This window comes from Caulobacter vibrioides, from assembly GCF_002858865.1.
Taxonomy (GTDB): domain Bacteria; phylum Pseudomonadota; class Alphaproteobacteria; order Caulobacterales; family Caulobacteraceae; genus Caulobacter; species Caulobacter vibrioides.
Window position 1 is genome coordinate 36,517 of record NZ_PJRR01000018.1, and the last position, 20,680, is coordinate 57,196.

Below are 20,680 nucleotides of genomic sequence, written 5' to 3' on the forward strand. Positions count from 1 at the left end.
AGGAGCTCCCCTCGCCTTACGGCGGGGGGAGCTTTCCTTCTCAGCGGGACGCCGTCGGCTTGGCGGGCGCCTTGGCCGAGACCTGGACCGGCGGAAGAGGCGGCCGCTCCAGCGCCTGGTAAACGAGCGTACGCGATTGCGCGTCCAGGCCAGGGCCCACGCCGCCCAGTCGCTGGATCATGCCGACGAAGAACAGGTTGTTGGTCGGGTCGATCCAGAACCAGGTGCCCGCGCTGCCGCCCCAGCTGACCGTGCCGGGGCCGACCGGCGCGCCAGACGCCGCCGGGTCGACGGCGACCGCCATGTCGATCCCGTAGCCCATACCCGCAGCGAACGGAAAAGGCCGAGCCGCCGGCGCCAGAACCCCTGCGGTGCCATTGGTGGTGACAACGAAACCCTCGGGCAGATGGTTCTGGGTCATCAGCGCCACGGTTTCCGGCTTCAGAATCCGGACGCCGTCGAGCTCACCCTTGTTGAGGATCATCTGGGCGAAGCGCGCGAAATCGCTGGCCGTCGACAGCAAACCACCGCCCCCCAGCGGCGCGGCCGGCGGCTTGCTGACATCGCGCCAGGCCCCCTCGACCGCAGGGACCAACTGCCCCGTGGCCGGATCGCCGTCATACAGCGCCGCCAGACGCCCCTGCTTCTCCTCGGGCACATAGAAGGCCGTGTCCTTCATGCCCAGCGGCGTGAAGATGCGCTCCTGCATGAACACCGGCAGGCTCTGGCCCGACAGCTTCTCGACGATGTAGCCCTGGATGTCGGCCGCCACGCTGTAGCGCCACAGCTGTCCGGGTTCGGCGAACATCGGCAGGCCCGAGACCTTCTGCACCAGGTCGGTCAGCGACGCCGACTGCAGGACTTCGGCCCGGTAATAGGCCTGGTCGGCCGGGCTGCTGGGATCGTTGGCCAGTCCATAGGCAAAGCCCGCCGTATGGGTCATCAGCTCGCGCATGGTGGGCGATCTGGAGACCGGGGTCAGGATCGGCTGTCCGGTCTCATCGACGCCCTTGGCCACACGCAGATTGGCGAACTCCGGAATGTGCAGACTCACCGGATCGTCCAGCCGCCACAGCCCCTGCTCGTAGAGCATCATCATGGCGACGCCGGTGACCGGCTTGGTCTCCGAGCGGATGCGGAAGATCGCGTCCATCGGCATCGGGTCGCCGCCCAGCACGCGGCGCCCGAAGGCGCGGGCCTGAACCACCCGTCCGTGGCGCGCCAGGACGGTTACACCGCCGGCGATCTGTCCCCGATCGACCATGGTCTGCATATGGTCGTCGAGGCGTTTCAGTCGTTCGGCGCTGAAGCCGCCCTCCTCCGGCTTGCCCTTGGGCAGGGCCAGCGCCGGAGTCGCGGCGACGGCCGCGCAGCCGAAAACGCCGGCCAACAGGCTCAACGCGCGGCGACGCGACCGTCCGATCCTCATTTGGGACGGAACCGCTTGTTGGTGGCGAAGCCCTTGGGAACCAGCTTCCCGGCGCCCGCGCGGCGGCCCACCCATTCCTTCCACTCGGCCCAGTCACGACGCCGGCCGGCGGTGTCGATCCAGTAGGCTCCGGTCTCGGCGTTGAACGACAGACCGTCGCGCAGGCCGCCTTCGCGGTAGGCCTGCAGCTTGACGCCCTTGCCGCGCGGCATTTCCGGCAGCTCTTCCAGCGGGAAGATCAGGATCTTGCCATTGTCGCCGATCACCGCCAGCTGGTCGCCGACGGCCTCCAGGCAGAAGGCCGCGCCTTCATTGCCGACATTCAGGACCTGCTTGCCGGCCTTGCGGTTGGCCAGGGCTTCTTCCTCGGGCATCAGGAAGCCATAGCCGCCCTTCGAGGCCAGAATGCGTTTGCGGCCGGCCTTGAACGGGAAGACGTCGATGATCTTCACCTTGTCGTCCAGCTCGATCATCATCCGTACCGGCTCGCCGTGACCGCGCGCGCTGGGCAGCTTGTCACAGCCCAGCGTGAAGAAGCGCCCGTCGCTGGAGAAGATCAGCAGCTTGTCGGTGGTCTCGGCCGGGACCAGGAAGCCCAGCTTGTCGCCTTCCTTGAACTTCAGTTCCGAGGGATCGTCGATCTTGCCCTTGGCGGCGCGGATCCAGCCGCGCTCGGACAGGATGATCGTGATCGGCTCGCGCACGATCATCGCCTCGATCGCGGCGTCGGCGTCGACTTGCGGGGCCTCGCCGAACACCGAACGGCCGGTCACGCCCGTGGGGCGCGGCTTGTCGAGCGGATGCTTGATCTTGAGCAGCGCTGTGCGGACCTCGGAGAGGCCCACGCCGACCAGCTTCCACTGCTTGGCCTCGCTGGCCAGCATGGCCAGAATGCCGTCGCGCTCTTCCACCAGTTCGGCGTGCTCACGCCGGATCTCCATCTCCTCCAGCTTGGCCAGTTGGCGCAGGCGGGTGTTGAGGATGGCGTCGGCCTGGATGTCCGTGAGCCCGAAGGTCTCGATCAGCTTTTCCTTCGGCTTGTCCTCATAGCGGACGATCCGAATGACCTCGTCGAGGTTCAGATAGGCGATCAGCAGGCCGTCCAGGATGTGCAGACGGGCTTCGATCTTGGCCAGGCGGTGGCGAGCTCGGCGGGTCAGCACCTCGCGGCGGTGAGCCAGGAAGGCCATCAGCGCCTGCTTGATGCCCATCACGCCCGGCGTGCCGCGCGCATCCAGCACGTTGATATTGACCGGGAACCGGCTCTCCAGCGCCGAGAGCTTGAACAGGCTCTCCATCAGCACTTCGGGCTCGACGTTCTTGGACTTCGGCTCGAGCACCAGACGGATGTCCTCGGCGCTCTCGTCGCGGACGTCGCCCAAGAGGGCCGCCTTCTTGCTGTCGATCAGGTCGGCCAGCTGCTCGACCAGGTCTGACTTTTTCACCTGATACGGGATCTCGGTGACGACGATCTGGTAGGTGCCGCGACCGGTGTCTTCCTTCTCCCACTTGGCGCGCATCCGCACGCCGCCGCGTCCGGTCTCGTAGGTTTCCAGCAACGAGGCGCGGGACTCGACGATCACGCCGCCGGTCGGGAAGTCCGGCCCCGGGACCTTTTCCAGCAGGTCTTCGGTGGTGGCGTCGGGATTGGCCAGCAACAGCTGGCAGGCGTCGATCAGCTCGGCGGCGTTGTGCGGCGGGATCGAGGTGGCCATGCCGACGGCGATGCCCGACGAGCCGTTGGCCAACAGGTTCGGGAAGCCCGAGGGCAGCACGACCGGCTCTTCGTCCTGGCCGTCATAGGTCGGGCGGAAGTCGACCGCGTCCTCGTCGATGCCGTCCAGCAGAAGCGTCGCCGCCTCCGTCATCTTGCATTCGGTGTAACGCATGGCTGCGGCGTTATCGCCGTCGATATTGCCGAAGTTCCCCTGCCCTTCGACCAGCGGGATGCGCTGCGCAAAGTCCTGCGCCAGGCGCACCAGGGCGTCATAGATCGACTGGTCGCCGTGCGGGTGGAAGTTACCCATCACCTCGCCGACCACCTTGGCGCACTTGCGCGCGGCGGCGTCGGGGTTCAGCCGCATATTGCTCATCGCGTAGAGCACGCGGCGGTGCACGGGCTTCAAGCCATCGCGCACGTCAGGCAGCGCCCGCGAGCCGATCGTCGACAGCGCATAGGCCAGATAGCGCCGCGACAGCGCCTCGGTCAGCGGCTCGTCGAGAATGCGGTCGCCGTCGTCGGGGCCGCCGGGGGGAGGAAGGACAGGCTTGTTCATCGAGGGGATTCGTTACTCCGGGGAAGGAGCCTAGCAGAAATCCCCTCGATGATTCGAGCGGTCAGGGCCTCTTAGGCCTGAACGATCCCCGTCTTTCCGGCCTCCAGCGCCCATTTGGCGCGGGTCGACAGCTTGCCGTCCCGGCGGGTGATCGCGTCCAGCACCTTGAACTCGGCCACGAACGCCTTGGGCGTGACGTCGCAGAGCGCATAGCCGCGCTGGGCGTTGTTGAACTTGAGGATCGGATTGGCGGCCTGGATCCTGGCCATGTCGGCGCGCTGGTCAGTCCCGTCGCCGCCGGAGCTGATCGAGGTGACGACAAACTCCGAGGCGATCGGAGCCCCTTCGGCCTTGGCGCCGTCGAGATAGAGATCGCCGGCATAGTTCTGGTGCTCGTCGCCGGTGAGCACCACGACATTGCCGACCTTGCGGTCGCGGATGGTCTGCAGCAGGCGATTGCGCGGCATGCGATAGCCGGCCCACGAGTCCGGATTGACCGCCTTGCCCTCGCCCGGCTCGCGGTCGAGGTCCATCATCATGATCTGCTGGGCCAGCACGTTCCAGGTCGACTTGGACTCGATCAGCCCGTTGGTCAGCCACTTTTCCTGAACCTGGCCGATGACCTCGGCGCGCGAAGCCTCCACCGCGTCGCAGTAGCCGAACCGGTCGCCGCAGGGCTGGTCGGTGCGATACTGGCGCGTATCCAGCAGGTTCAGGTTCAGCAGCTGGCCATAGGTCGCCCGGCGATAGATCTGCAGCGACGTGCCGGTCGGGAAGCTCGAGGCCCGCAGCGGCATGTTCTCGTAATAGGCCTGGACGGCGGCCTGGCGGCGCAGGTTGAAGATCTTGGGATCGACGCCGTCCTGGTCGAGGTCAGTGACCCAGTTGTTGTCGATCTCGTGGTCGTCCCAGACCGTGAACCACGGCGCGGCCGCGTGGGCGGCCTGCAGGTCGGTGTCCATCTTGTACTGGGCGTAGCGGCGACGATAGTCGTCGAGGCTGTAGATCTCGCCACCGAAATGCTGGCGCACGTTTTCCACCGGACCGCTGGCGCTGTTCCAGACCCGGTTGCCACGATACTCGTAGATGTAGTCGCCGTAGCAGAAGACGAAGTCGGGGTTTTCTTCGGCCAGACGGCGATAGGCCGTATAGTAGCCCTGCTCGTAGTGCTGGCAGCCGGCCACCGCGAAGCGCACGCGCTCCAGCGCCGCGCCCAGCGCCGGCGTCGTGCGGGCCCGGCCCAGCAGGCTGCGCTCCCGTCCGGCGGTGAAGCGATACCAGTAGTCCCGATTGGGCTGCAGGCCGCCGACTTCGACGTGGACCGCGTGGCCCAGCTCCGGCGGCGCGATGGCCGTGCCCTTGGCCACGATGTTGCGCATGTTGGGCGCGTCACCGACTTCCCATTCGACGGCGACCGGCGCGGACGGCATGCCGTAGCCGATCTCGAGCGGCTCGGGCGCCAGACGCGTCCAGATCACAAAGCCATCCGACGACGGGTCGCCCGACGCGACGCCCAGCTGGAACGGGTAGGTCGAGAACACGGCTTGGGCCAGCGCCTTGCCGCTCTCGATCGGGATGGCGAGCGCGGTGACGGCCGCGCCGCCGAACACGGACAGCAGACGGCGGCGGCTGAGAGCGTAACGATCGAGAACAGACATCAAGCGGCTCCGAAACTTCCGTCTCGGGATAAACCGCATTTATGACGCCTCTTAAAGCCTTCCCGCCTCAGTCAGGCGATCCAGCAGCCAAAGCCTGGCCGGTGGCAGCGGCCTGTTCAGGGGGCCGAAGACGAACTGCTCCAGAAAGTGGCCGGTGATGTCCAGGCCCGCCTTCACGTCGCCCTCTGCCAGTCCGCCTTGCGACGACAGCATGAACGGCGGCAAGGGCAACAGCTTGTCGTGATAGGGTTTGCCCGCTTCACGACTGACGGCCCGCCCGGTGCGCGGGCTGACATAGACGAGATCGTCGAACGCGCCGGTCGCTGCGCACTTCGACAGATCGAGGCCAAAGCCGAGCTCCTGCAACAGCCCCGCCTCGTAGCGGACATAGACCGCCGGCCAGATCTCGGGGATTTCCAGCACGCGGATCAGCGCCTCCAGGGCGTGGAACGCGCCAGGGTGAGCCTCGCGTTCCGGCAAGGCCGCCGCCGCGACGGCCGCCGCGGCCGAGAGACCGGCCAGGGCCAGGCGATCATCGAACAGGGATGAAGGCCCCTCACCCATCGGCTCCAAAGTGGCTGAGCCCAGCTGCCCCTCGACCTTGGCCCGGTAGCGGACGATCACCCGCGCGCCGGGCTGCAGGAAGGGTTTCATCCGCCGCGACGCCGCGCCGGCCACGTGGGCGGCGACCTTGCCACGCGCCTCGGTCAGGAGTTCGACAATGGCCCCCGTCTCGCCGTGCGAGCGGGCCGAGAGGACATAGGCTTCGTCCTCCCACTCCAGGCTCAAGCGGGGGTTCCCCACGCCACGACCTTTTCCAGCACCGGCCGCCAGTCCGGCTCCACCGGCAGGCCGATCACCTCCCGCAGGGTCGCCTCCAGCTCATCGACGCTCAGGTCGCGCTGCTCAACCACGGCGCCCGTGACGTCGCGATGGGTGAAGCGGTTGTTCTTCAGGGCATAGCGCGCGGTCGGCGTCGTGCGCCCCACCGTCATGCTCCAGGTGAAGTGCGAGCTGGGGTGGGTGTAGGTGTAGAAATTGGCCTGCTCGTAGTCGACCTCGGCCCAGGCGCCTTGCGACACCTGATAGAGCGGCGCCCAGCGGCCCGACAAATCGGCCTGGACCTGGCGTTCGGCGACGCCGTTCGTCTGCGTGTCGACGATGCGGAACTTGCCGTGCGGACTGTCCTGGACCTCGTCCGAGAACAGGCGCAGCGGCGCGGTCAGCACGCAGCCGCCAAAGCCGGCGTCGGCCAGCCAGGTCTCGCCGTCGATTGTGACACCCAGCACCTGGTGCGAGCGCGGACGCGGCGGCGCACCTTCCGGCGCCATCCACAGCACGCGGGCCATCAGCCCCTCGACTTGGAAGCCCAGCGCCTGCAGCACGCGTTTCAAAAGCCCGTTCTGCTCGTAGCAATAGCCGCCCCGCCCGGCGCCGATCAGCTTGGCGTCGACATCGTTGGGGACAATGCTGATCCCACGCCCCAAGAGGACGTCGAGGTTCTCGAACGGGATGGCGTCCGGGTGGCGGAAGGCGATGGCCCGCAGCGTATCCAGGGTCGGCTCGCGCGGGCCGTCATAGCCGATACGCCGGAAATAGGCGTCCAGCTCCACGGCCGGCGCCGGCGCGTCAAACATCGAAGTCCAGGCCGATGTCGCTGAACAGGCCACGTTCCTCGGCCCAGTTCTCCTTGACCTTCACGTGCAGGAACAGGTGCACCTTGCGATCCAGGATGTCGCACAGCTCCTCGCGCGAGGCCTGGCCGATCCATTTCAGGGTCTGGCCGCCCTTGCCGATGACGATGACCCGCTGGCCTTCGCGCTCGACCAGGATGGTCTGCTCGATGCGCACCGAGCCGTCCTTGCGCTCCTCGAAGGCGGTCGTTTCGACCGTCGCTGCGTAAGGAAGCTCCTCGTGGACGCGCAGATAGACCTTCTCGCGGGTGATCTCGGCGGCCAGCAGCCGCGCCGGCAGGTCGGCGGTCTGATCTTCCGGATAGAGCCAGGGCCCTTCCGGCATCATCGACACCAGCTTGGCCGTCAGGTCCTCGACGCCCGCGCCGGTCGAGGCGCTGATCATGAAGACGTCGGAATAGACGCCGGTGTCGAAGAAGTCCTTGGCCACGGCCAGCAGGGTGTCGCGCTTGATCCCGTCGATCTTGTTAAGCGCCAGGATGACCTTGCGGTCGGCGGCCTTCAGGCCCTCGATGATGGTCTGCACGTCCTGGGCCGAGCGATACTCGCCGGGCGTGGCCTTGTCGGCACGGCTGGCCAGTTCGGCCTGCACGTCAACGAGGTGAACGGTGGCCTCGGCCTCTTCCGATCCAGCCCAAGCGGCGCGGACCATGGCGCGGTCCAGGCGGCGGCGAGGGCTGAAGATCCCGGGGGTGTCGACGAGGACGATCTGGGTGTCGCCTTCGATGGCGACGCCGCGCACGGGGAAGCGGGTGGTCTGGACCTTCTGGGTCACGATCGAGACCTTGGCCCCGACCATGCGGTTGACCAGGGTGGACTTGCCGGCGTTCGGCGCGCCGATGATGGCGGCGAAGCCTGCGCGGGTTTTGGAGGTGGTGTCAGTCATTGCGCGTGCGTGTAGCACCAATGGGGGTTCGGCGGTAGCGAGGGGCTTCAACCGACGTGAGAGCGGATGTTCGCAGGGGCTGTTGAGGGTGGAAGCCGACCTTGGCCGGAGCCCATCTAAGGGGTGGTCTGCTGTTCGTATCCAGCCGGCTATTTTGACTTAGATCAAAGTCCGAAAATCCCAAGCGTTCACAGTCAATCTACGCTTCGTGGAGACAAATCATGCCGCCGCTGGACATTTTACTTCATCTTGACGCTTACCCCGAAGCGACTTCAACTGAAGCGATTGATCAAGCAGTACGATTTGCCGCCTCGGTTGGCGGGGTATTGTCAGCTATCGCGGTTGAGGTGGACATCAAACCTCCAAATAATCGTCTGGCCAACTATGTGATCGGCCTCAGCCACATGGCGGCGGAAGAGGAGCGAAAGAGCCGCGAGTTCTGCACTGCGGCGCTTGGGACGTTCACATCAAAGGCTCGCGAATTGGGCGTTTTGGGCGAGGCTATCCACGCAAAAGCTGACCTCTACGTTGTCGCGGCCTATGTTGCTGAGCGGTCTAGGACGCGCGACTTGTGTATCGTACCTGTTGCTTCCCAGTCAGACGGTCAGCGCGCTGTCGTTGAGGCCGTCGCCTTCGGGTCTGGCCGCCCTGTTCTAACCTTCTGCCCGGGGGGCGCGGATCTGCCACCCAGCGGTCTGGATACCGTTGTGCTTGCCTGGGATGGGAGCCGCACGGCGGCGCGCGCCATGGCCGACGCCATGCCGATCCTTCGGAAAGCTCGTGAGATCACGGTGCTCACCGTGACAAACGATAAAGCGTCCACCGGCTCGGGCGCGGGCCGGGACGTCGTGCGGTATCTCGGAGCCCACGGCATAAGCGCCGTGGCCGAAGAGATAGACGGCGATGGACGTCGAACAGGGGTCGTGTTTTCGGACTATGTCGCAGCGAAGCGTCCCGGGCTTTTCGTCATGGGAGCCTATGGCCATTCGCGGGCAAGGGAGTTTTTATTGGGCGGAGCGACCGAACACATGCTTCATCATGTTCCGGTCCCCATGCTGCTCTCGCATTAGGGATACGTCGGCTTGGGGCGTGGCATGTAGCGGACGGCGGCCGGATGTTTGCGGTGCATGCCCAACGAGATCGCACCGTCCCGTTGATGGCCACGAGCCGAGGCGCCAACCTAGCCGGATGTCTGTCTCGGGTCGAAAGGGGTCTTCGGCGCCGCCGCCTGCTGCGGATCCAGCGCGTCTCGTGGCGCGGAGCTAATCAGCCCCCTCGCGCTCCAGCAGCGCCTTAGCCGCCGCTTTTTCGGCCTCCTGCCGGGACTTGCCCTTAGCGATGGCCGGATCGACGCCCTTGACCGCGACTTCGACCGTGAAGACCGGCGCGTGGTCGGGACCCGTGCGGTCCAGCACGCGGTAGGTCGGCAGCGGGCGGCCCTGGCCCTGCGCCCACTCCTGCAGCGCGGTCTTGGGATCGCGCGGACGCCCCTCGCCCGCCCGGTCGAACTCGTCGTTCCACAGATCGAGGAACACCTTGCGCGCCGCCTCCAGCCCGCCGTCCTGGTAAAGCGCGGCCATCAGGGCCTCGGTGGCGCCGGCCAGGATCGAGTCGGTTTCGCGGCCGCCGATCTTGCTGGACGAGGCCGACAGCCGCAGGGCGGGGCCGAGTTCGGCCTTGCGCGCGACGCGGGCGCAGGTCTCACGGCTGACCAGGGCGTTGAGGCGCGGCGCAAGCTCGCCCTCCTTGGCCTTGGGGAAGCGCTGCGCCAGCGCCTCGGCGGCCAGCAGGCCCAGCACGCGGTCGCCGATGAACTCCAGCACCTCGTTGTCGCGGACCTTCTTGGCCCCGTCCCCGACGCTGGCGTGCGTCAGGGCGCGTTCGAGCAGTTCGCGGTCTTCGAACCTGTGGCCGATCCGGCGCTCCAGGTCGCCGACGGCGGCGACCCGTCTATCCATGAGGCAAGATCACTTCAGCACGTGGAAGAAGCGGCTGGGACGCGCGTCCAGGAACCAGGTCCACGGCTTGAAGAGGCTCGCCTCAGCGTTCCACGACAGCAGGATGATCTGGGCGCGGCCGACCAGGTTCTCGGCCGGCACGAAGCCGACGCCGATCTCGTCGCCGATGTACTGGTCCAGTTCATAGTCCCACTTGCAGGCGCTTTCCTTGTAGGGCGAGACGCCCGGATCAAAGCGGCTGTCGGCCGAGTTGTCGCGGTTGTCGCCCATGAAGAAGTAGCAGCCGGCCGGAACCGTATAGATGCCGGTGTTGTCGCCACGGCTGTCGGGGCCGAAGTCCTGGATGTTGTACGGACGGCCCTCGGGGCTCGTTTCCTGGAAGCGCTGGACCTGCTGGGTGAAGCCATAGCCGGTGTCAACGAGGGCCGGGGCCTGGGCCTTGCGCGGCAGGGCCTTGCCGTTGATGTAGACTTCGCCGCCGCGGATCTGGACCTTATCGCCGGGCATGCCGATCAGGCGCTTGATGTAGTCGGTGCGATTGTCGCGCGGCAGCTTGAACACGACGATGTCGCCGCGCTTGGGCGCGCGATCGAAGATTCGGCCCTTGATGATCGGCGGGCTGAACGGGATCGAGTGCTTGCTCCAGCCGTAGCTGAACTTAGACACGATGATGTAGTCGCCCTGGTAGAGGTTCGGCTCCATCGAGGCCGACGGGATCGTAAAGGGCTGGAACAGCAGCACGCGCAGCACCAGGGCGATACCCAGCGCATAGGCGACGGTTTTGACGATCTCGATAAGCTCGGCGACGACGCCCTTCTCTTCGGGCGGCGTGAAGTCGTCGGCGGCGTCAGTCATGCGGGCGCGGAGCTCTACGAAATGGGATGGCCGGCGAACCGGTTCGGCTTTGCTAGACGGGCTTGGCCGGACGGGCAAGAGCGGCGCGTAGCCAAGCTTCATGGCGAGGTTTGGGCCGCCGCGTCAAACGTCCTCGGGCAGCAGGCGAATTTCCACCGTGCCGCCGGCCTCGTAGACCGGGTTGCCGGCCAGACAACGCGCCGCGTCTTCGAGGCTTTCGGCGACAATGCGGACAAAGCCCGTCACATGCCCGGAGACCGGCCCTGGAGCGCCGACCTTCCGGTAACAGGCGCCTTCGCCCATGGCGCTGCCGCCGCGCAGGCGGCCCGCGCCGGCCAGCCCATCCAGATAGGCCTCCCAGTCGGCCGCCCGCTCCTCCCCGCCGTCGTCATGCATCAGCAGGATGTACTCGGCCACGCAGGTCTCCCTTAGCGCTTTGGCAGGGCCTCGATGATCACGAACGCCTGGGCGTAGGGGTGATCGTCGGTCAGCGACAGATGGATCACAGGCTCCATCCCTTCGGGCACCATGGCGTTCAGGCGCTCCAGCGCCCCGCCGGTGAGGGCCATGGTCGGCTGGCCCGACGGCAGGTTGACCACGCCCATGCCGGCCAGATGCACGCCGCGCTTGAGGCCGGTGCCCAGGGCCTTGGAGCAGGCTTCCTTGGCCGCGAACCGCTTGGCGTAGCTGGAGGCTCGATCAGGCTTGCGCTCAGAGCGCATGCGCTCGGTCTCGGTGAAGACCTTGTGCGTAAACCGGTCGCCGAAGCGCTCCAGCGACTTCTCGATCCGCCGGATGTCGCAGAGGTCCGAGCCGATGCCGATGATCACGCCAGGGCCTCAAGTTCGACGCGCGCAGCCTCCATCAGGGCCCGCATGCGGTGGATCGCTTCAGGCAGACCCACGAAGATCGCCTCGCCGATCAGGAAGTGACCGATGTTGAGCTCGGCGATCTGCGGGATGGCGGCGATCGGCTTGACCGTGGCGTAGTCGATGCCATGGCCGGCATGGACCTCCAGACCCAGGTCGTGAGCCAGGGCGGCGCCGGCTTTCAGGCGCTTGAGGATCGCCTCGGCCCGGGCCTCCTCCCCCGCCCGCGCCGCGTCGCAATAGGCGCCGGTGTGCAGCTCCACGACCTGGGCGCCGGCGGCGACCGAGGCGCGGATCTGGTCGGGATCGGGCTCGATGAACAGCGACACCCGCGCGCCCACGGTGCGCAGCCGCGCGGTCGCATCAGCGATGCGGTTCTGGCCCTTGATGACGTCGAGGCCGCCCTCGGTGGTGACCTCCTCGCGGCGCTCGGGCACCAAGCAGGCCGCGTGCGGACGGGCGCTGAGGGCGATGCCGACCATCTCGTCGGTGACGGCCATCTCGAAGTTCAACGGCTTGCCGCGCTTGTGGCAGAGGTCGGTGAGCACGGCGATGTCGGCGTCGCTGATGTGGCGGCGATCCTCGCGCAGGTGGGCGGTGATGCCGTCGGCGCCGGCGATCAGCGCCAGCTCGGCCGCGCGTACGGGCTCGGGATAGGACGCGCCGCGCGCGTTCCGGATCGTGGCCACGTGATCGATATTGACGCCCAGCCGCAAGCTCATGCGCTCAGGTCCTCCTGCCTTCGACGGCAGGGTTACTCCCCCCGCCGCCCGAATCCTAGGGCGCCGCACCTCACTTGGGCAGGTGAGGCTTTGCAACGGGGGCGGGCGTTCGCCGGATGGACAAAGCCCGGAAGGCGTCGGATCGTGCGGCCGGGGCAATTGGGGGAGACATCAAGCCATGTTCAGGAAGACTGGTCTCGCGATCACCGCGAGCCTGCTGACGCTCGTCGTCGCGCAAGGCGCTGCTGCAGCCGAAATCTCGGCCGGCAAGCTCAAGAGCCTGAAGGCCGACGCCGTCGCGGGCGTCGAAAGCCGGGCCAAGCTGGCCCAGGTGATGAACGACAAGATCTTCTCGTTCGGAGAGCTGGGCTTCCAGGAGGTCGAGACCTCGGCCTACATCACCAAGGTGCTGGAGGAGAACGGCTTCACCATCCAGCGTGGCGTGTCGGGCATCCCGACCGCCTGGACGGCGACCTGGACCCACGGCCAGGGCGGTCCGACCATCGCCCTGGGCAGCGACATCGACTGCATCCCCAAGGCCTCGCAGAAGCCGGGCGTGCCCTGGCATGATCCGATCATCCCCGGCGCGCCGGGACACGGTGAAGGACACAATTCCGGTCAGGCCGTAAATGTCGTCGCCGCCCTGGCGGTGAAGGACCTGATGGTCAAGCAGAACATCGCCGGGACCCTGGTGCTGTGGCCCGGCGTCGCCGAGGAGCTGGTGGCCGGCAAGGCCTATATGGTGCGCGACGGGGTGTTCAAAGGCGTCGACGCGACGATCTTCACCCATGTGGGCGCGAACCTGCAGACCACTTGGGGACAGCCGTCAGGCACAGGCCTGGTGTCGGTGAAGTACAGCTTCCACGGCGAGTCCGCCCACTCGGCCGGCGCGCCCTGGCGCGGCCGCAGCGCCCTGGACGCGGTCGAGCTGATGAACATCGGCTGGAACATGCGCCGCGAGCATCTGCGGCCCGAACAGCGCTCGCACCACGTGATCAGCGACGGCGGCGACCAGCCCAATGTCGTGCCGTCCGCGGCGACCGTCTGGTACTATTTCCGCGAACAGACCTTCGACGCGATCAAGAAGAACTGGGCGATCGGCGACAAGATCGCCAAGGCCGCCGCCGACATGACCGACACCAAGGTCAGTTCCGCCATCGTCGGCACGGCCGCGCCGCGCCACTTCAACCGCCCCATGGCCGAGGCCGCCCAGAAGAACATCGAGCAGGTCGGCCTGCCCAAATGGACCGAAGACGAGCAGGCCTTCGCCAAGGCGGTTCAGAAGAACGTCGGCTCGACCAAGCAGGAGGGTCTGGACGTCAAGTTGAAGGGCTTGAAGCCGCCGGAGGAAAAGCCCGAGAGCGGCGGGTCGGACGACATCGGCGACATCTCGTGGATCATGCCGACGATCACCATCAACTATCCGTCCAACATCCCCGACCTGCCGGGGCACCACTGGGCCAACGCCATCTCAATGGCGACGCCGATCGCCCACAAGGGCGTGGTGGCCGGCTCCAAGGTGGTGGCGATGACGACGCTGGACCTGCTGACCCAGCCCAAGCTGCTGGCCGACTCGAAGGCCTACTTCACCAACGTCCAGACCAAGGACCAGAAGTACGTGCCGATGCTCTCGGCCGCCGACAAGCCGCAGACCCAGATGAACGCCAACATCATGGCGACGTACCGGCCCGAGATGAAGGCGTTCTACTACGACCCCGACAAGTACGGCACATACCTGGAGCAGTTGGGCGTCGCCTGGCCGGTGAAGACGCTGACACCGCCGGCGGCGGCGAAGTAGGCAGGGGCAACCCAGTCCCAAGAACGCGTGTCATCCCGGCCGAACCCCGGCGAAAGCCGGGGGTAGAGCCGGGACCCAGGGGCGGCGCGCACAGCGCTTCGTCACCCCTGGGTCCCGGATAGCCTCTGCGAGGCTTCCGGGATGACACCCTTTATCGTGTGACGTGCTCGCTCAGCCCTTCAGCCGGCGGCTGCCCGGATCCTCGATCGGGATCGCGGCCAGCTCCGGCGGCAGGGCGTCGGCCGGATAGGCCGGGACTTCCAGGCTGGCCAGGGCGATCAGCGGCACGCCGACATCGGCCTTGCCGCCCGAGCGGTCGACGATGCACGCAGCCGCCACGACGTCGCCGCCGGCGTCCTTGATCGCCTGGATGCACTCGCGCGACGACAGGCCGGTGGTGACGATGTCCTCGACCATCACGACCTTCTGGCCGGGCTCCAGGTGGAAGCCGCGCCGGAACTTGAAGCCGCCGCCCTCGCGCTCGACATAGATCGACGGCACGTTGAGGTGGCGCGCGGTCTCATAGCCCGGAATGATGCCGCCGACGGCCGGCGAAACCGCCACGTCGACCTGGCCGACCGTGGCGATGATCTTCTGGGCCAAGGCCTTGCAGAGCCGCTCGCAGCGCTCGGGGCGCATGAACACCAGGTTCTTCTGCAGGAACACCGGGCTATGCAGGCCGCTGGACAGCACGAAGTGGCCTTCGCGCAGGGCCCCTGCGGCGCGGAATTCGTCGAGGACGTCGTCGTTGGTCATGAGCGCTGCCTATAGGCCCAAGCGGGCGAGTCTTCAAATCCCGGTTGCCTCGGCATCGCGTTTCGGGCTCTACCGCGACCATGACGGAAGAAGCCCAACGCCCCCGCGTCGGCTGCGGCGCAGCCATTCTGGACGACCAGGGCCGCCTCTTGCTGGTCAAGCGGGTCAAGACCCCCGAAGCCGACCACTGGGGCGTGCCCGGCGGCAAGCTGGACTGGGGCGAAGCCACCCGCACCTGCGCTGCGCGTGAGATCCATGAAGAGCTGGGCGTCCGGATCACCGCCGGCCGCGTCCTGGCCGTCACCGACATGGTCGCCGACGACTACCACTGGGTGGCGATCACCTACGCCGCCGAAAGCTTCGAGGGCGAGCCGCTCATTCAGGAAGCCCACGCCCTCCACGAATGGGGCTGGTTTCCCCTGGACGCCCTGCCCTCGCCGCTGACGGCGGCGACGCGGGATGCGGTGGCGGCGTTGGGGGCGGGTTAGGCGCTCGCGCCGGGAGCGGTCGAAGGGAAGTTCCGCAACGGGTGGTTATCGGACATCGATCGCCGGATTCCACTCTTCCTCGATCCTTTCGATAAGAAGAGTGTCGATCATCACTCCGCGAACGGGAAACTGTCTCTGTTCAGGGGTTAAAGCCCCGACGCGCCATTCGTTTTCTCCGTCCCACAGCCACCAGGTACCGACCTCTCCGGTGAGAGGGTTGACAACTCCAGCTCGGAAGGTGGGGAACGAGGTCAGGGAGGGAGCAACGGGTGCGTGTCCAGCAATTTGGACGAGCTTCCGTGTCACGGCGGTGTTCAGAGGAAAGAATGTTGAGAACCGAACAGGTCGGCTAGCAACCTGGAGAACGTCAGGACGCTCTGCGTCAAAGCCTGTGAACACCCTCAACAGCGATCCGTAGATCGCATGTCGATGGGTATGGTGAGCGTAGGCAAAGCCTCGGCCCGTGGATATCTCGACGATGTCGCCAATTTTCGACCTGGCCATGGGCCCTTGTCGCTGAGGCAGGCCACGCGCGCAATCTTAGAGCTGACTTTCCGATCGTCCGACAAGGGTCGTGTCCGGACATCAACGCCCATCCCATAACGCGACCGAAGACGCCCCCCTACCCCCGCGTCCGGTCCACCGTCTCCACCGACGGACACGCCCGCAGCGCCGCCTGGATATTGGTCAGGTGCTTGGCGTCGCGGACCTCGACGTCGATGTCGGTGTCGAAGAAGTCGCTCTGCCGGTGGTGCATGCGCAGGTTGACGATGTTGCCGCCGGCCTCGCCGATGATCGTGCAGACCAGGCCCAGCACGCCGGGCGCGTTCTGGATGGTGGCGTGCAGGCGGGTCAGCGAGATGGTCGAGCGCTCGGCCTCGGGCGTCCAGTTCAGGTCGCGCCAGAGCTCCTCGCGGTCCTCGTATTCGGCCAGGCGCGGACAGTCGATCGTGTGGACGTCCAGGCCCTCGCCGTCCTCGCGCAGAATGCCGACGATGCGGTCGCCCGGCACGGCGCTGCAGCAATGGGCGAAATGCAATGAGACGCCCGGCGTCAGGCCGCCGCCGCGCACATAGAGCCGCGCCGCCTCCTGACCGCCTTCGATCTTGCGCCGGGCCGTCGCGGCCTCGCGCTCGGAGTCCTTCATGCCCGGATAGGCCGTCTCCAGCACCTGGCTGGGCGACACCCGACCGCGCCCGACAGCGTCGAACAGGGCCTCGTCAGTCTCCAGCACGAAGCGCTCCAGGATCGGTCGCAGCGACACGTCCTTCAGCTTCTTGCCGGCCCGCTCGAACACCTGCTCCAGAGAAGCGCGCCCCAGACGCAGGAACTCTTCCTTCTCGGTCTGGCGGATATGGCGACGGATGGCCGAGCGGGCGCGACCCGTGACCGTCAGCGAGCGCCAGTCCGGCGGCACCACGGGCTTGGAGCCCCGCACGACCTCGACCACGTCGCCATTGACCAGCGGCGTGCGCAGCGGCTTGAGCTCGCCGTTGATCTTCACGCCGATGCAGGTGTCGCCGACGCTGGTGTGAACCGCATAGGCGAAGTCCAGTGGCATGGCCCCGCGCGGCAGGCTGACCAGCTTGCCCTTGGGCGTGAACACGAACACCTGGTCGAGGAACATCTCGAGCTTGGCGTGTTCGACCAGTTCTTCGCTGTCGCCGCCATGCTCCAGCACCTGGACCAACTGGCGCAGGTTGGCCAGCGGGTCGCGGCCGCCGGCGGCCTCCATGCCTTCCAGGTCGAGGCCGTAGGAGGCGTCCTTGTAGCGGAAGTGGGCGGCGACGCCCTCTTCGTTGACGCGGTCCATGCTCTCGGTGCGGATCTGCATCTCGATGCGCATGCCGCGCGGCCCCACCACGGTGGTGTGCAGCGAGCGGTAGTTGTTCCGCTTGGGCGTCGAGATGTAGTCCTTGAAGCGGTCGGGCACGCTGGACCAGGCGCGGTGGACCACGCCAAGCGCCCGATAGCAGTCTTCCTCGCTGTCGACGATCACCCGAAACGCATAGATGTCGGACATCTGCGAGAAGCCGATCGACTTGCGCTGCAGCTTGCGCCAGATCGAATAGGGCGACTTCTCGCGGCCAAAGACCCGCGCCGGCAAACTGGCCGACTCCAGGCGCGCCGCGATTTCCTGACTGACCAGCGTCACCGCCCCGCCCTGCTCCTCGCGCAGGACGTCCAGGCGCCGGATGATGGCGTCGCGCGCCACCGGGTTGGTGTGCTGGAAGCTGAGCTCCTCCAGCTCGGTGCAGATGCGGTGACAGCCGATATTGCGGGCCAGGGGCGCGTAGATGTCGCGCGTCTCGCGGGCGATGCGCTCGCGCTTGGCCTGGTTCTTGATGAAGTGCAGCGTCCGCATGTTGTGCAGACGGTCGGCCAGCTTGACCAGCAGGACGCGCACGTCCTTGGAGATGGCCAGGATGAATTTGCGCAGGTTCTCGGCCTGCCGCATATGCTCGGCCTGCAGCTCAAGCTTGGAGAGCTTGGTGACGCCCTCGACCAGCTCGCCGATCTCCTCGCCGAACAGCTTGGCGATCTCTTCCTTAGTGACCGGGGTGTCCTCGATCACGTCGTGCAGGAGCGCGGTGACGATGGTCGCGGTGTCCAGCCGATACTCGGTGAGGATGCCCGCCACCTCGATCGGGTGAGCATAGTAGGGATCGCCGCTGGCCCGCGTCTGCGAGCCGTGCATGCGCATCGCATAGACATAGGCGCGGTTCAGCAGCGCCTCGTCGGCGGTCGGGTCATAGGCGTGGACCCGCTCGATCAGTTCGTACTGGCGAAGAAACTTGGGACGCGGCTTGGCCGGCGCTTCGGTCACAGCGACGGGGGCCACAGACGACAACGCGCCCGATTCGGTCCCCGTGGGGGGCGAATCCGGCGCGCGTTCGGATGGAGCGGTCTGATCGACCGCTTCAAGGGTCAGAGGGTCTGCGCCGTCGGGGCTCAGTACCGCTCCTCCTGACCACCGTCTCGGTCGCTTTGCAGCGCGCGGACCAGTTCCAGTTCGCTCATCTGCATGTGGCTGGGATCGGCCAGCAGGGCCAGGGTTTCGGCCTCTTCCTCGGCCTCGGTGTGCTCGTCAACGCGCTGCAGCGTGCTGATGAGGTGTTCCTTCAGGCCTTCGTGGTCGATCACGTCGTCGGCGATCTCGCGCAGAGCGACAACCGGGTTCTTGTCGTTATCGCGGTCGACCATCAGCGCGGCGCCGGCGGAAATGCCGCGAGCGCGGTGGGCCGAGAGCAGAACGAGCGCGAAGCGGTTCGGAACCTTCTCGACGCAATCTTCGACGGTGACGCGGGCCATGAGTTCCTCGGGCTGCCGGTAAGCAATCGCAAAATAGGCTTCTGTGCCGCGACACGCAACGCCGCGCACGAGCATCCTGCTTTCGCGAGCGGGCGCTTATGCCCGCTTCGGGGTGCGATGTCCACCCTCTAGGCCGTCGGCGCCGCCATTGGTCGCGCATCGCGGCCGACCGTCGCGGTCGCCGCCAGGCGAAAAGCCGGCTCGCCGGTGACGGGGTGAATCCAGCCAGAATACAGCTCCGAAAGCGGCCCCATCACAAACAGCCGCTGGTGGGCGCGGGGGTGCGGCACGACCAGGCCGTCGTCCAGCACCGTGCGGCCATGGGCGATCAGGTCCAAGTCCAGAGTGCGCGGCGCATTGGCCTCTCCCCTCGCCCGCCCGAACCGCGCCTCCAGTGAATGCAGCGCGTCCAGGACCTGACGCGGCGAGAGCGTCGTCCGCACGACCGCCACGCCGTTCAGATACGCGGGCCCCGCCGGGTCAGGCCAAGCGGCGGAGGTCCACCAGCCCGACCGCGTCACCACCTCCAGCCCGACCTGCGGCAGCGCCGCCACGGCGGCTTCCAACAAGGCCTCGCGACTCGGATAGGCTCCGGGCAGATTGCAGCCGAGCGCCACGACAACGGCCTCGTCCAAGTCATTTCGAACGACCTGATTTTTCAAGGAATTACCGTGACCTTCTATCCGACCGACCGCATCGCCCTGTTTATCGACGGGGCCAATCTCTATTCCGCCGCCAAGGCTCTGGGCTTCGACATCGACTATCGCAAGCTTCTCGACGAGTTCAAAAAGCGCGGGATTCTGATCCGCGCCTATTACTACACCGCGATCGCCGAGAACGACGACTATTCGCCGATCCGGCCGCTGGTCGACTGGCTGGACTATAACGGCTTCACCCTGGTCACGAAGCCGGCGCGCGAGTTCACCGACAGCCAGGGCCGCAAGCGCTGGCGCGGCGACATGGACATCGAGATCGCCGTCGACATGCTGCAGATCGCCGAGACCGCCGATCATCTCGTCTTGTTCTCGGGCGACGGCGACTTCCGCGCCCTGGTCGAGGCCGTCCAGCGCAAGGGCCGCCGGGTCACGGTCGTCTCGACGATGAAGAGCCAGCCGCCGATGACCAGCGACGACCTGCGCCGTCAGGCCGACAACTTCGTCGACCTCGCCGACCTTGGAACCATCATCGGCCGCCCGCAACGCGCCCCGCCCCGGCAGGTGATGGACAGCCGCACCCCGGCCGAACGCGACGCAGACGACGAGTACTGAGCATGGCCCAGCCCTCCAACATCGTCGGCGAAGTCGTCCCCAACCCCGCCGAGCCACCGCGCGACTGTCCGCTGTGCCCTCGCCTCGTCGCCTATCGGCGCGAGAACCAGGACCTTTATCCCGACTGGTTCAACGGCCCGGCGCCGTCGTTCGGCGACAAGAACGCTCGGCTTCTGGTGGTCGGCCTGGCGCCCGGTCGCAAGGGCGCCAACCGCACAGGCCGGCCGTTCACCGGCGACTATGCCGGCGCCCTGCTCTACGAGACGCTGATCAAGTTCGGCTTCGCCACCGGCCAGTTCGAGGCGCGCCCTGACGACTCGCTGCAGATGATCGACGCGGCGGTCACCAACGCTGTCCGCTGCGCGCCGCCCGGTAACAAGCCCGAGACTTCCGAAGAGAACGCCTGCCGACCTTTCCTGAAGGCGCGGCTTGATATGTTCCCGAACCTGAAGGTCATCGTCACCCTGGGCGACGTCTCGCGCCGCAATGTGCTCAAAACCCTGGGCCTGAAGGCCTCGGCCGGCGTTCCGGGCCATGGCTCGGAGTTTCAGGCGGGCCCCTACCGGATCTTCAACAGCTATCACTGCTCACGCCTCAACACGAACACGGGCCGCCTCACGACGCCGATGTTCGAGGACCTGTTCGCGCGGGTGAAGGCCTATCTGGACGAGGCGGGCTGAGAACGCCGGAAGCGGAACCGAGGATCGCGCG

Annotated in this window: 20 protein-coding genes; 5 read left to right on the plus strand and 15 right to left on the minus strand. The window is 66.8% G+C overall.

What is annotated here, in order from left to right; genetic code table 11:
• Positions 1 to 40: 40 nt before the first annotated feature.
• The 6 genes from CVUC_RS14040 to era all read right to left on the minus strand — a co-directional run bounded on the left by CVUC_RS14040 (position 41) and on the right by era (position 7,943).
• Positions 41 to 1,429 carry a serine hydrolase domain-containing protein gene (locus CVUC_RS14040; protein WP_096033174.1) on the minus strand — a complete coding sequence of 463 codons (1,389 nt, stop codon included), beginning with the start codon at positions 1,427 to 1,429 and terminating at the stop codon, positions 41 to 43.
• Positions 1,426 to 3,705, minus strand: a complete 2,280-nt coding sequence (parC, locus tag CVUC_RS14045; protein WP_096033173.1) for a DNA topoisomerase IV subunit A — start codon at positions 3,703 to 3,705, stop codon at positions 1,426 to 1,428. The genes CVUC_RS14040 and parC overlap by 4 nt, the downstream gene beginning before the upstream one ends.
• Before the next feature lie 71 nt (positions 3,706 to 3,776).
• Positions 3,777 to 5,363, minus strand: a complete 1,587-nt coding sequence (locus CVUC_RS14050) for an alkaline phosphatase D family protein (protein ID WP_096033172.1) — start codon at positions 5,361 to 5,363, stop codon at positions 3,777 to 3,779.
• Positions 5,364 to 5,414: 51 nt separating this feature from the next.
• Positions 5,415 to 6,146, minus strand: coding sequence for a DNA repair protein RecO (gene recO, locus CVUC_RS14055; protein WP_096034766.1), 732 nt, complete (start codon positions 6,144 to 6,146; stop codon positions 5,415 to 5,417).
• A gap of 2 nt (positions 6,147 to 6,148) precedes the next feature.
• Positions 6,149 to 7,000 carry an arylamine N-acetyltransferase family protein gene (locus tag CVUC_RS14060; RefSeq protein ID WP_096033171.1) on the minus strand — a complete coding sequence of 284 codons (852 nt, stop codon included), beginning with the start codon at positions 6,998 to 7,000 and terminating at the stop codon, positions 6,149 to 6,151.
• Complete coding sequence (gene era / locus CVUC_RS14065; protein ID WP_012640271.1) at positions 6,993 to 7,943, minus strand: GTPase Era; 951 nt, start codon at positions 7,941 to 7,943, stop codon at positions 6,993 to 6,995. The genes CVUC_RS14060 and era overlap by 8 nt, the downstream gene beginning before the upstream one ends.
• A gap of 221 nt (positions 7,944 to 8,164) precedes the next feature.
• Between era and CVUC_RS14070 the strand changes: the two genes are divergently transcribed.
• Positions 8,165 to 9,013, plus strand: coding sequence for a universal stress protein (locus CVUC_RS14070; RefSeq protein WP_096033170.1), 849 nt, complete (start codon positions 8,165 to 8,167; stop codon positions 9,011 to 9,013).
• Between the two features lie 192 nt (positions 9,014 to 9,205).
• Here the strand turns inward: CVUC_RS14070 and rnc are convergent, their stop codons facing one another.
• The 5 genes from rnc to CVUC_RS14095 form a co-directional block, all read right to left on the minus strand.
• Positions 9,206 to 9,901, minus strand: coding sequence for a ribonuclease III (gene rnc, locus CVUC_RS14075; protein WP_096033169.1), 696 nt, complete (start codon positions 9,899 to 9,901; stop codon positions 9,206 to 9,208).
• A gap of 9 nt (positions 9,902 to 9,910) precedes the next feature.
• Complete coding sequence (gene lepB, locus CVUC_RS14080) at positions 9,911 to 10,756, minus strand: signal peptidase I (protein WP_010919433.1); 846 nt, start codon at positions 10,754 to 10,756, stop codon at positions 9,911 to 9,913.
• 123 nt (positions 10,757 to 10,879) lie between these two features.
• Positions 10,880 to 11,173: a hypothetical protein gene (locus CVUC_RS14085; RefSeq protein WP_012640268.1), complete on the minus strand. Its 294-nt coding sequence runs from the start codon at positions 11,171 to 11,173 to the stop codon at positions 10,880 to 10,882.
• Positions 11,174 to 11,184: 11 nt separating this feature from the next.
• Entirely contained in the window at positions 11,185 to 11,586 is a 402-nt protein-coding gene (gene acpS / locus CVUC_RS14090; RefSeq protein ID WP_096033168.1) for a holo-ACP synthase, read from the minus strand.
• The gene (locus tag CVUC_RS14095; RefSeq protein WP_096033167.1) at positions 11,583 to 12,347 is read right to left on the minus strand and encodes a pyridoxine 5'-phosphate synthase; all 765 of its coding nucleotides are present in this window, start codon (positions 12,345 to 12,347) and stop codon (positions 11,583 to 11,585) included. The genes acpS and CVUC_RS14095 overlap by 4 nt, the downstream gene beginning before the upstream one ends.
• Before the next feature lie 178 nt (positions 12,348 to 12,525).
• Between CVUC_RS14095 and CVUC_RS14100 the strand changes: the two genes are divergently transcribed.
• Complete coding sequence (locus CVUC_RS14100; RefSeq protein ID WP_164512728.1) at positions 12,526 to 14,145, plus strand: M20 family metallopeptidase; 1,620 nt, start codon at positions 12,526 to 12,528, stop codon at positions 14,143 to 14,145.
• A 171-nt stretch (positions 14,146 to 14,316) separates the two neighbouring features.
• Here CVUC_RS14100 and pyrE read toward each other — a convergent pair whose 3' ends face one another.
• Complete coding sequence (gene pyrE, locus CVUC_RS14105; RefSeq protein WP_010919429.1) at positions 14,317 to 14,901, minus strand: orotate phosphoribosyltransferase; 585 nt, start codon at positions 14,899 to 14,901, stop codon at positions 14,317 to 14,319.
• A gap of 80 nt (positions 14,902 to 14,981) precedes the next feature.
• Here pyrE and CVUC_RS14110 point away from each other — a divergent pair, with 80 nt between their 5' ends.
• Positions 14,982 to 15,389 (plus strand): NUDIX domain-containing protein, encoded by a 408-nt coding sequence (locus CVUC_RS14110; RefSeq protein ID WP_101685839.1) that lies wholly within the window; start codon positions 14,982 to 14,984, stop codon positions 15,387 to 15,389.
• A 622-nt stretch (positions 15,390 to 16,011) separates the two neighbouring features.
• On the opposite strand, the gene CVUC_RS14115 is transcribed toward CVUC_RS14110, so the two are convergent.
• The 3 genes from CVUC_RS14115 to folK form a co-directional block, all read right to left on the minus strand.
• Positions 16,012 to 18,240: a RelA/SpoT family protein gene (locus tag CVUC_RS14115; RefSeq protein WP_010919427.1), complete on the minus strand. Its 2,229-nt coding sequence runs from the start codon at positions 18,238 to 18,240 to the stop codon at positions 16,012 to 16,014.
• A 101-nt stretch (positions 18,241 to 18,341) separates the two neighbouring features.
• Positions 18,342 to 18,701 carry a DNA-directed RNA polymerase subunit omega gene (gene rpoZ / locus CVUC_RS14120; RefSeq protein ID WP_010919426.1) on the minus strand — a complete coding sequence of 120 codons (360 nt, stop codon included), beginning with the start codon at positions 18,699 to 18,701 and terminating at the stop codon, positions 18,342 to 18,344.
• A 128-nt stretch (positions 18,702 to 18,829) separates the two neighbouring features.
• On the minus strand, positions 18,830 to 19,336 hold the full coding sequence (folK, locus tag CVUC_RS14125) for a 2-amino-4-hydroxy-6-hydroxymethyldihydropteridine diphosphokinase (protein WP_164468118.1): 507 nt from the start codon (positions 19,334 to 19,336) through the stop codon (positions 18,830 to 18,832).
• A 36-nt stretch (positions 19,337 to 19,372) separates the two neighbouring features.
• On the opposite strand from folK, the gene CVUC_RS14130 reads away from it, so the two are divergent.
• Together CVUC_RS14130 and CVUC_RS14135 are read left to right on the plus strand one after the other, a co-directional pair.
• The gene (locus CVUC_RS14130) at positions 19,373 to 19,969 is read left to right on the plus strand and encodes an NYN domain-containing protein (protein WP_096033165.1); all 597 of its coding nucleotides are present in this window, start codon (positions 19,373 to 19,375) and stop codon (positions 19,967 to 19,969) included.
• 2 nt (positions 19,970 to 19,971) lie between these two features.
• Positions 19,972 to 20,649 carry a uracil-DNA glycosylase gene (locus CVUC_RS14135; RefSeq protein ID WP_096033164.1) on the plus strand — a complete coding sequence of 226 codons (678 nt, stop codon included), beginning with the start codon at positions 19,972 to 19,974 and terminating at the stop codon, positions 20,647 to 20,649.
• The last annotated feature ends 31 nt before the right edge of the window (positions 20,650 to 20,680 follow it).

Excerpts from the sequence above, each read along its gene's own strand:
- CVUC_RS14135 (WP_096033164.1), top strand. The coding sequence starts at position 19,972 with ATGGCCCAGCCCTCCAACATCGTCGGCGAAGTCGTCCCCAACCCCGCC.
- lepB (WP_010919433.1), bottom strand. The coding sequence starts at position 10,756 with ATGACTGACGCCGCCGACGACTTCACGCCGCCCGAAGAGAAGGGCGTC.
- rpoZ (WP_010919426.1), bottom strand. The coding sequence starts at position 18,701 with ATGGCCCGCGTCACCGTCGAAGATTGCGTCGAGAAGGTTCCGAACCGC.
- CVUC_RS14110 (WP_101685839.1), top strand. The coding sequence starts at position 14,982 with ATGACGGAAGAAGCCCAACGCCCCCGCGTCGGCTGCGGCGCAGCCATT.
- parC (WP_096033173.1), bottom strand. The coding sequence starts at position 3,705 with ATGAACAAGCCTGTCCTTCCTCCCCCCGGCGGCCCCGACGACGGCGAC.
- CVUC_RS14040 (WP_096033174.1), bottom strand. The coding sequence starts at position 1,429 with ATGAGGATCGGACGGTCGCGTCGCCGCGCGTTGAGCCTGTTGGCCGGC.
- CVUC_RS14095 (WP_096033167.1), bottom strand. The coding sequence starts at position 12,347 with ATGAGCTTGCGGCTGGGCGTCAATATCGATCACGTGGCCACGATCCGG.
- CVUC_RS14050 (WP_096033172.1), bottom strand. The coding sequence starts at position 5,363 with ATGTCTGTTCTCGATCGTTACGCTCTCAGCCGCCGCCGTCTGCTGTCC.
- CVUC_RS14100 (WP_164512728.1), top strand. The coding sequence starts at position 12,526 with ATGTTCAGGAAGACTGGTCTCGCGATCACCGCGAGCCTGCTGACGCTC.
- pyrE (WP_010919429.1), bottom strand. The coding sequence starts at position 14,901 with ATGACCAACGACGACGTCCTCGACGAATTCCGCGCCGCAGGGGCCCTG.
- CVUC_RS14070 (WP_096033170.1), top strand. The coding sequence starts at position 8,165 with ATGCCGCCGCTGGACATTTTACTTCATCTTGACGCTTACCCCGAAGCG.
- CVUC_RS14060 (WP_096033171.1), bottom strand. The coding sequence starts at position 7,000 with ATGTTTGACGCGCCGGCGCCGGCCGTGGAGCTGGACGCCTATTTCCGG.
- rnc (WP_096033169.1), bottom strand. The coding sequence starts at position 9,901 with ATGGATAGACGGGTCGCCGCCGTCGGCGACCTGGAGCGCCGGATCGGC.
- era (WP_012640271.1), bottom strand. The coding sequence starts at position 7,943 with ATGACTGACACCACCTCCAAAACCCGCGCAGGCTTCGCCGCCATCATC.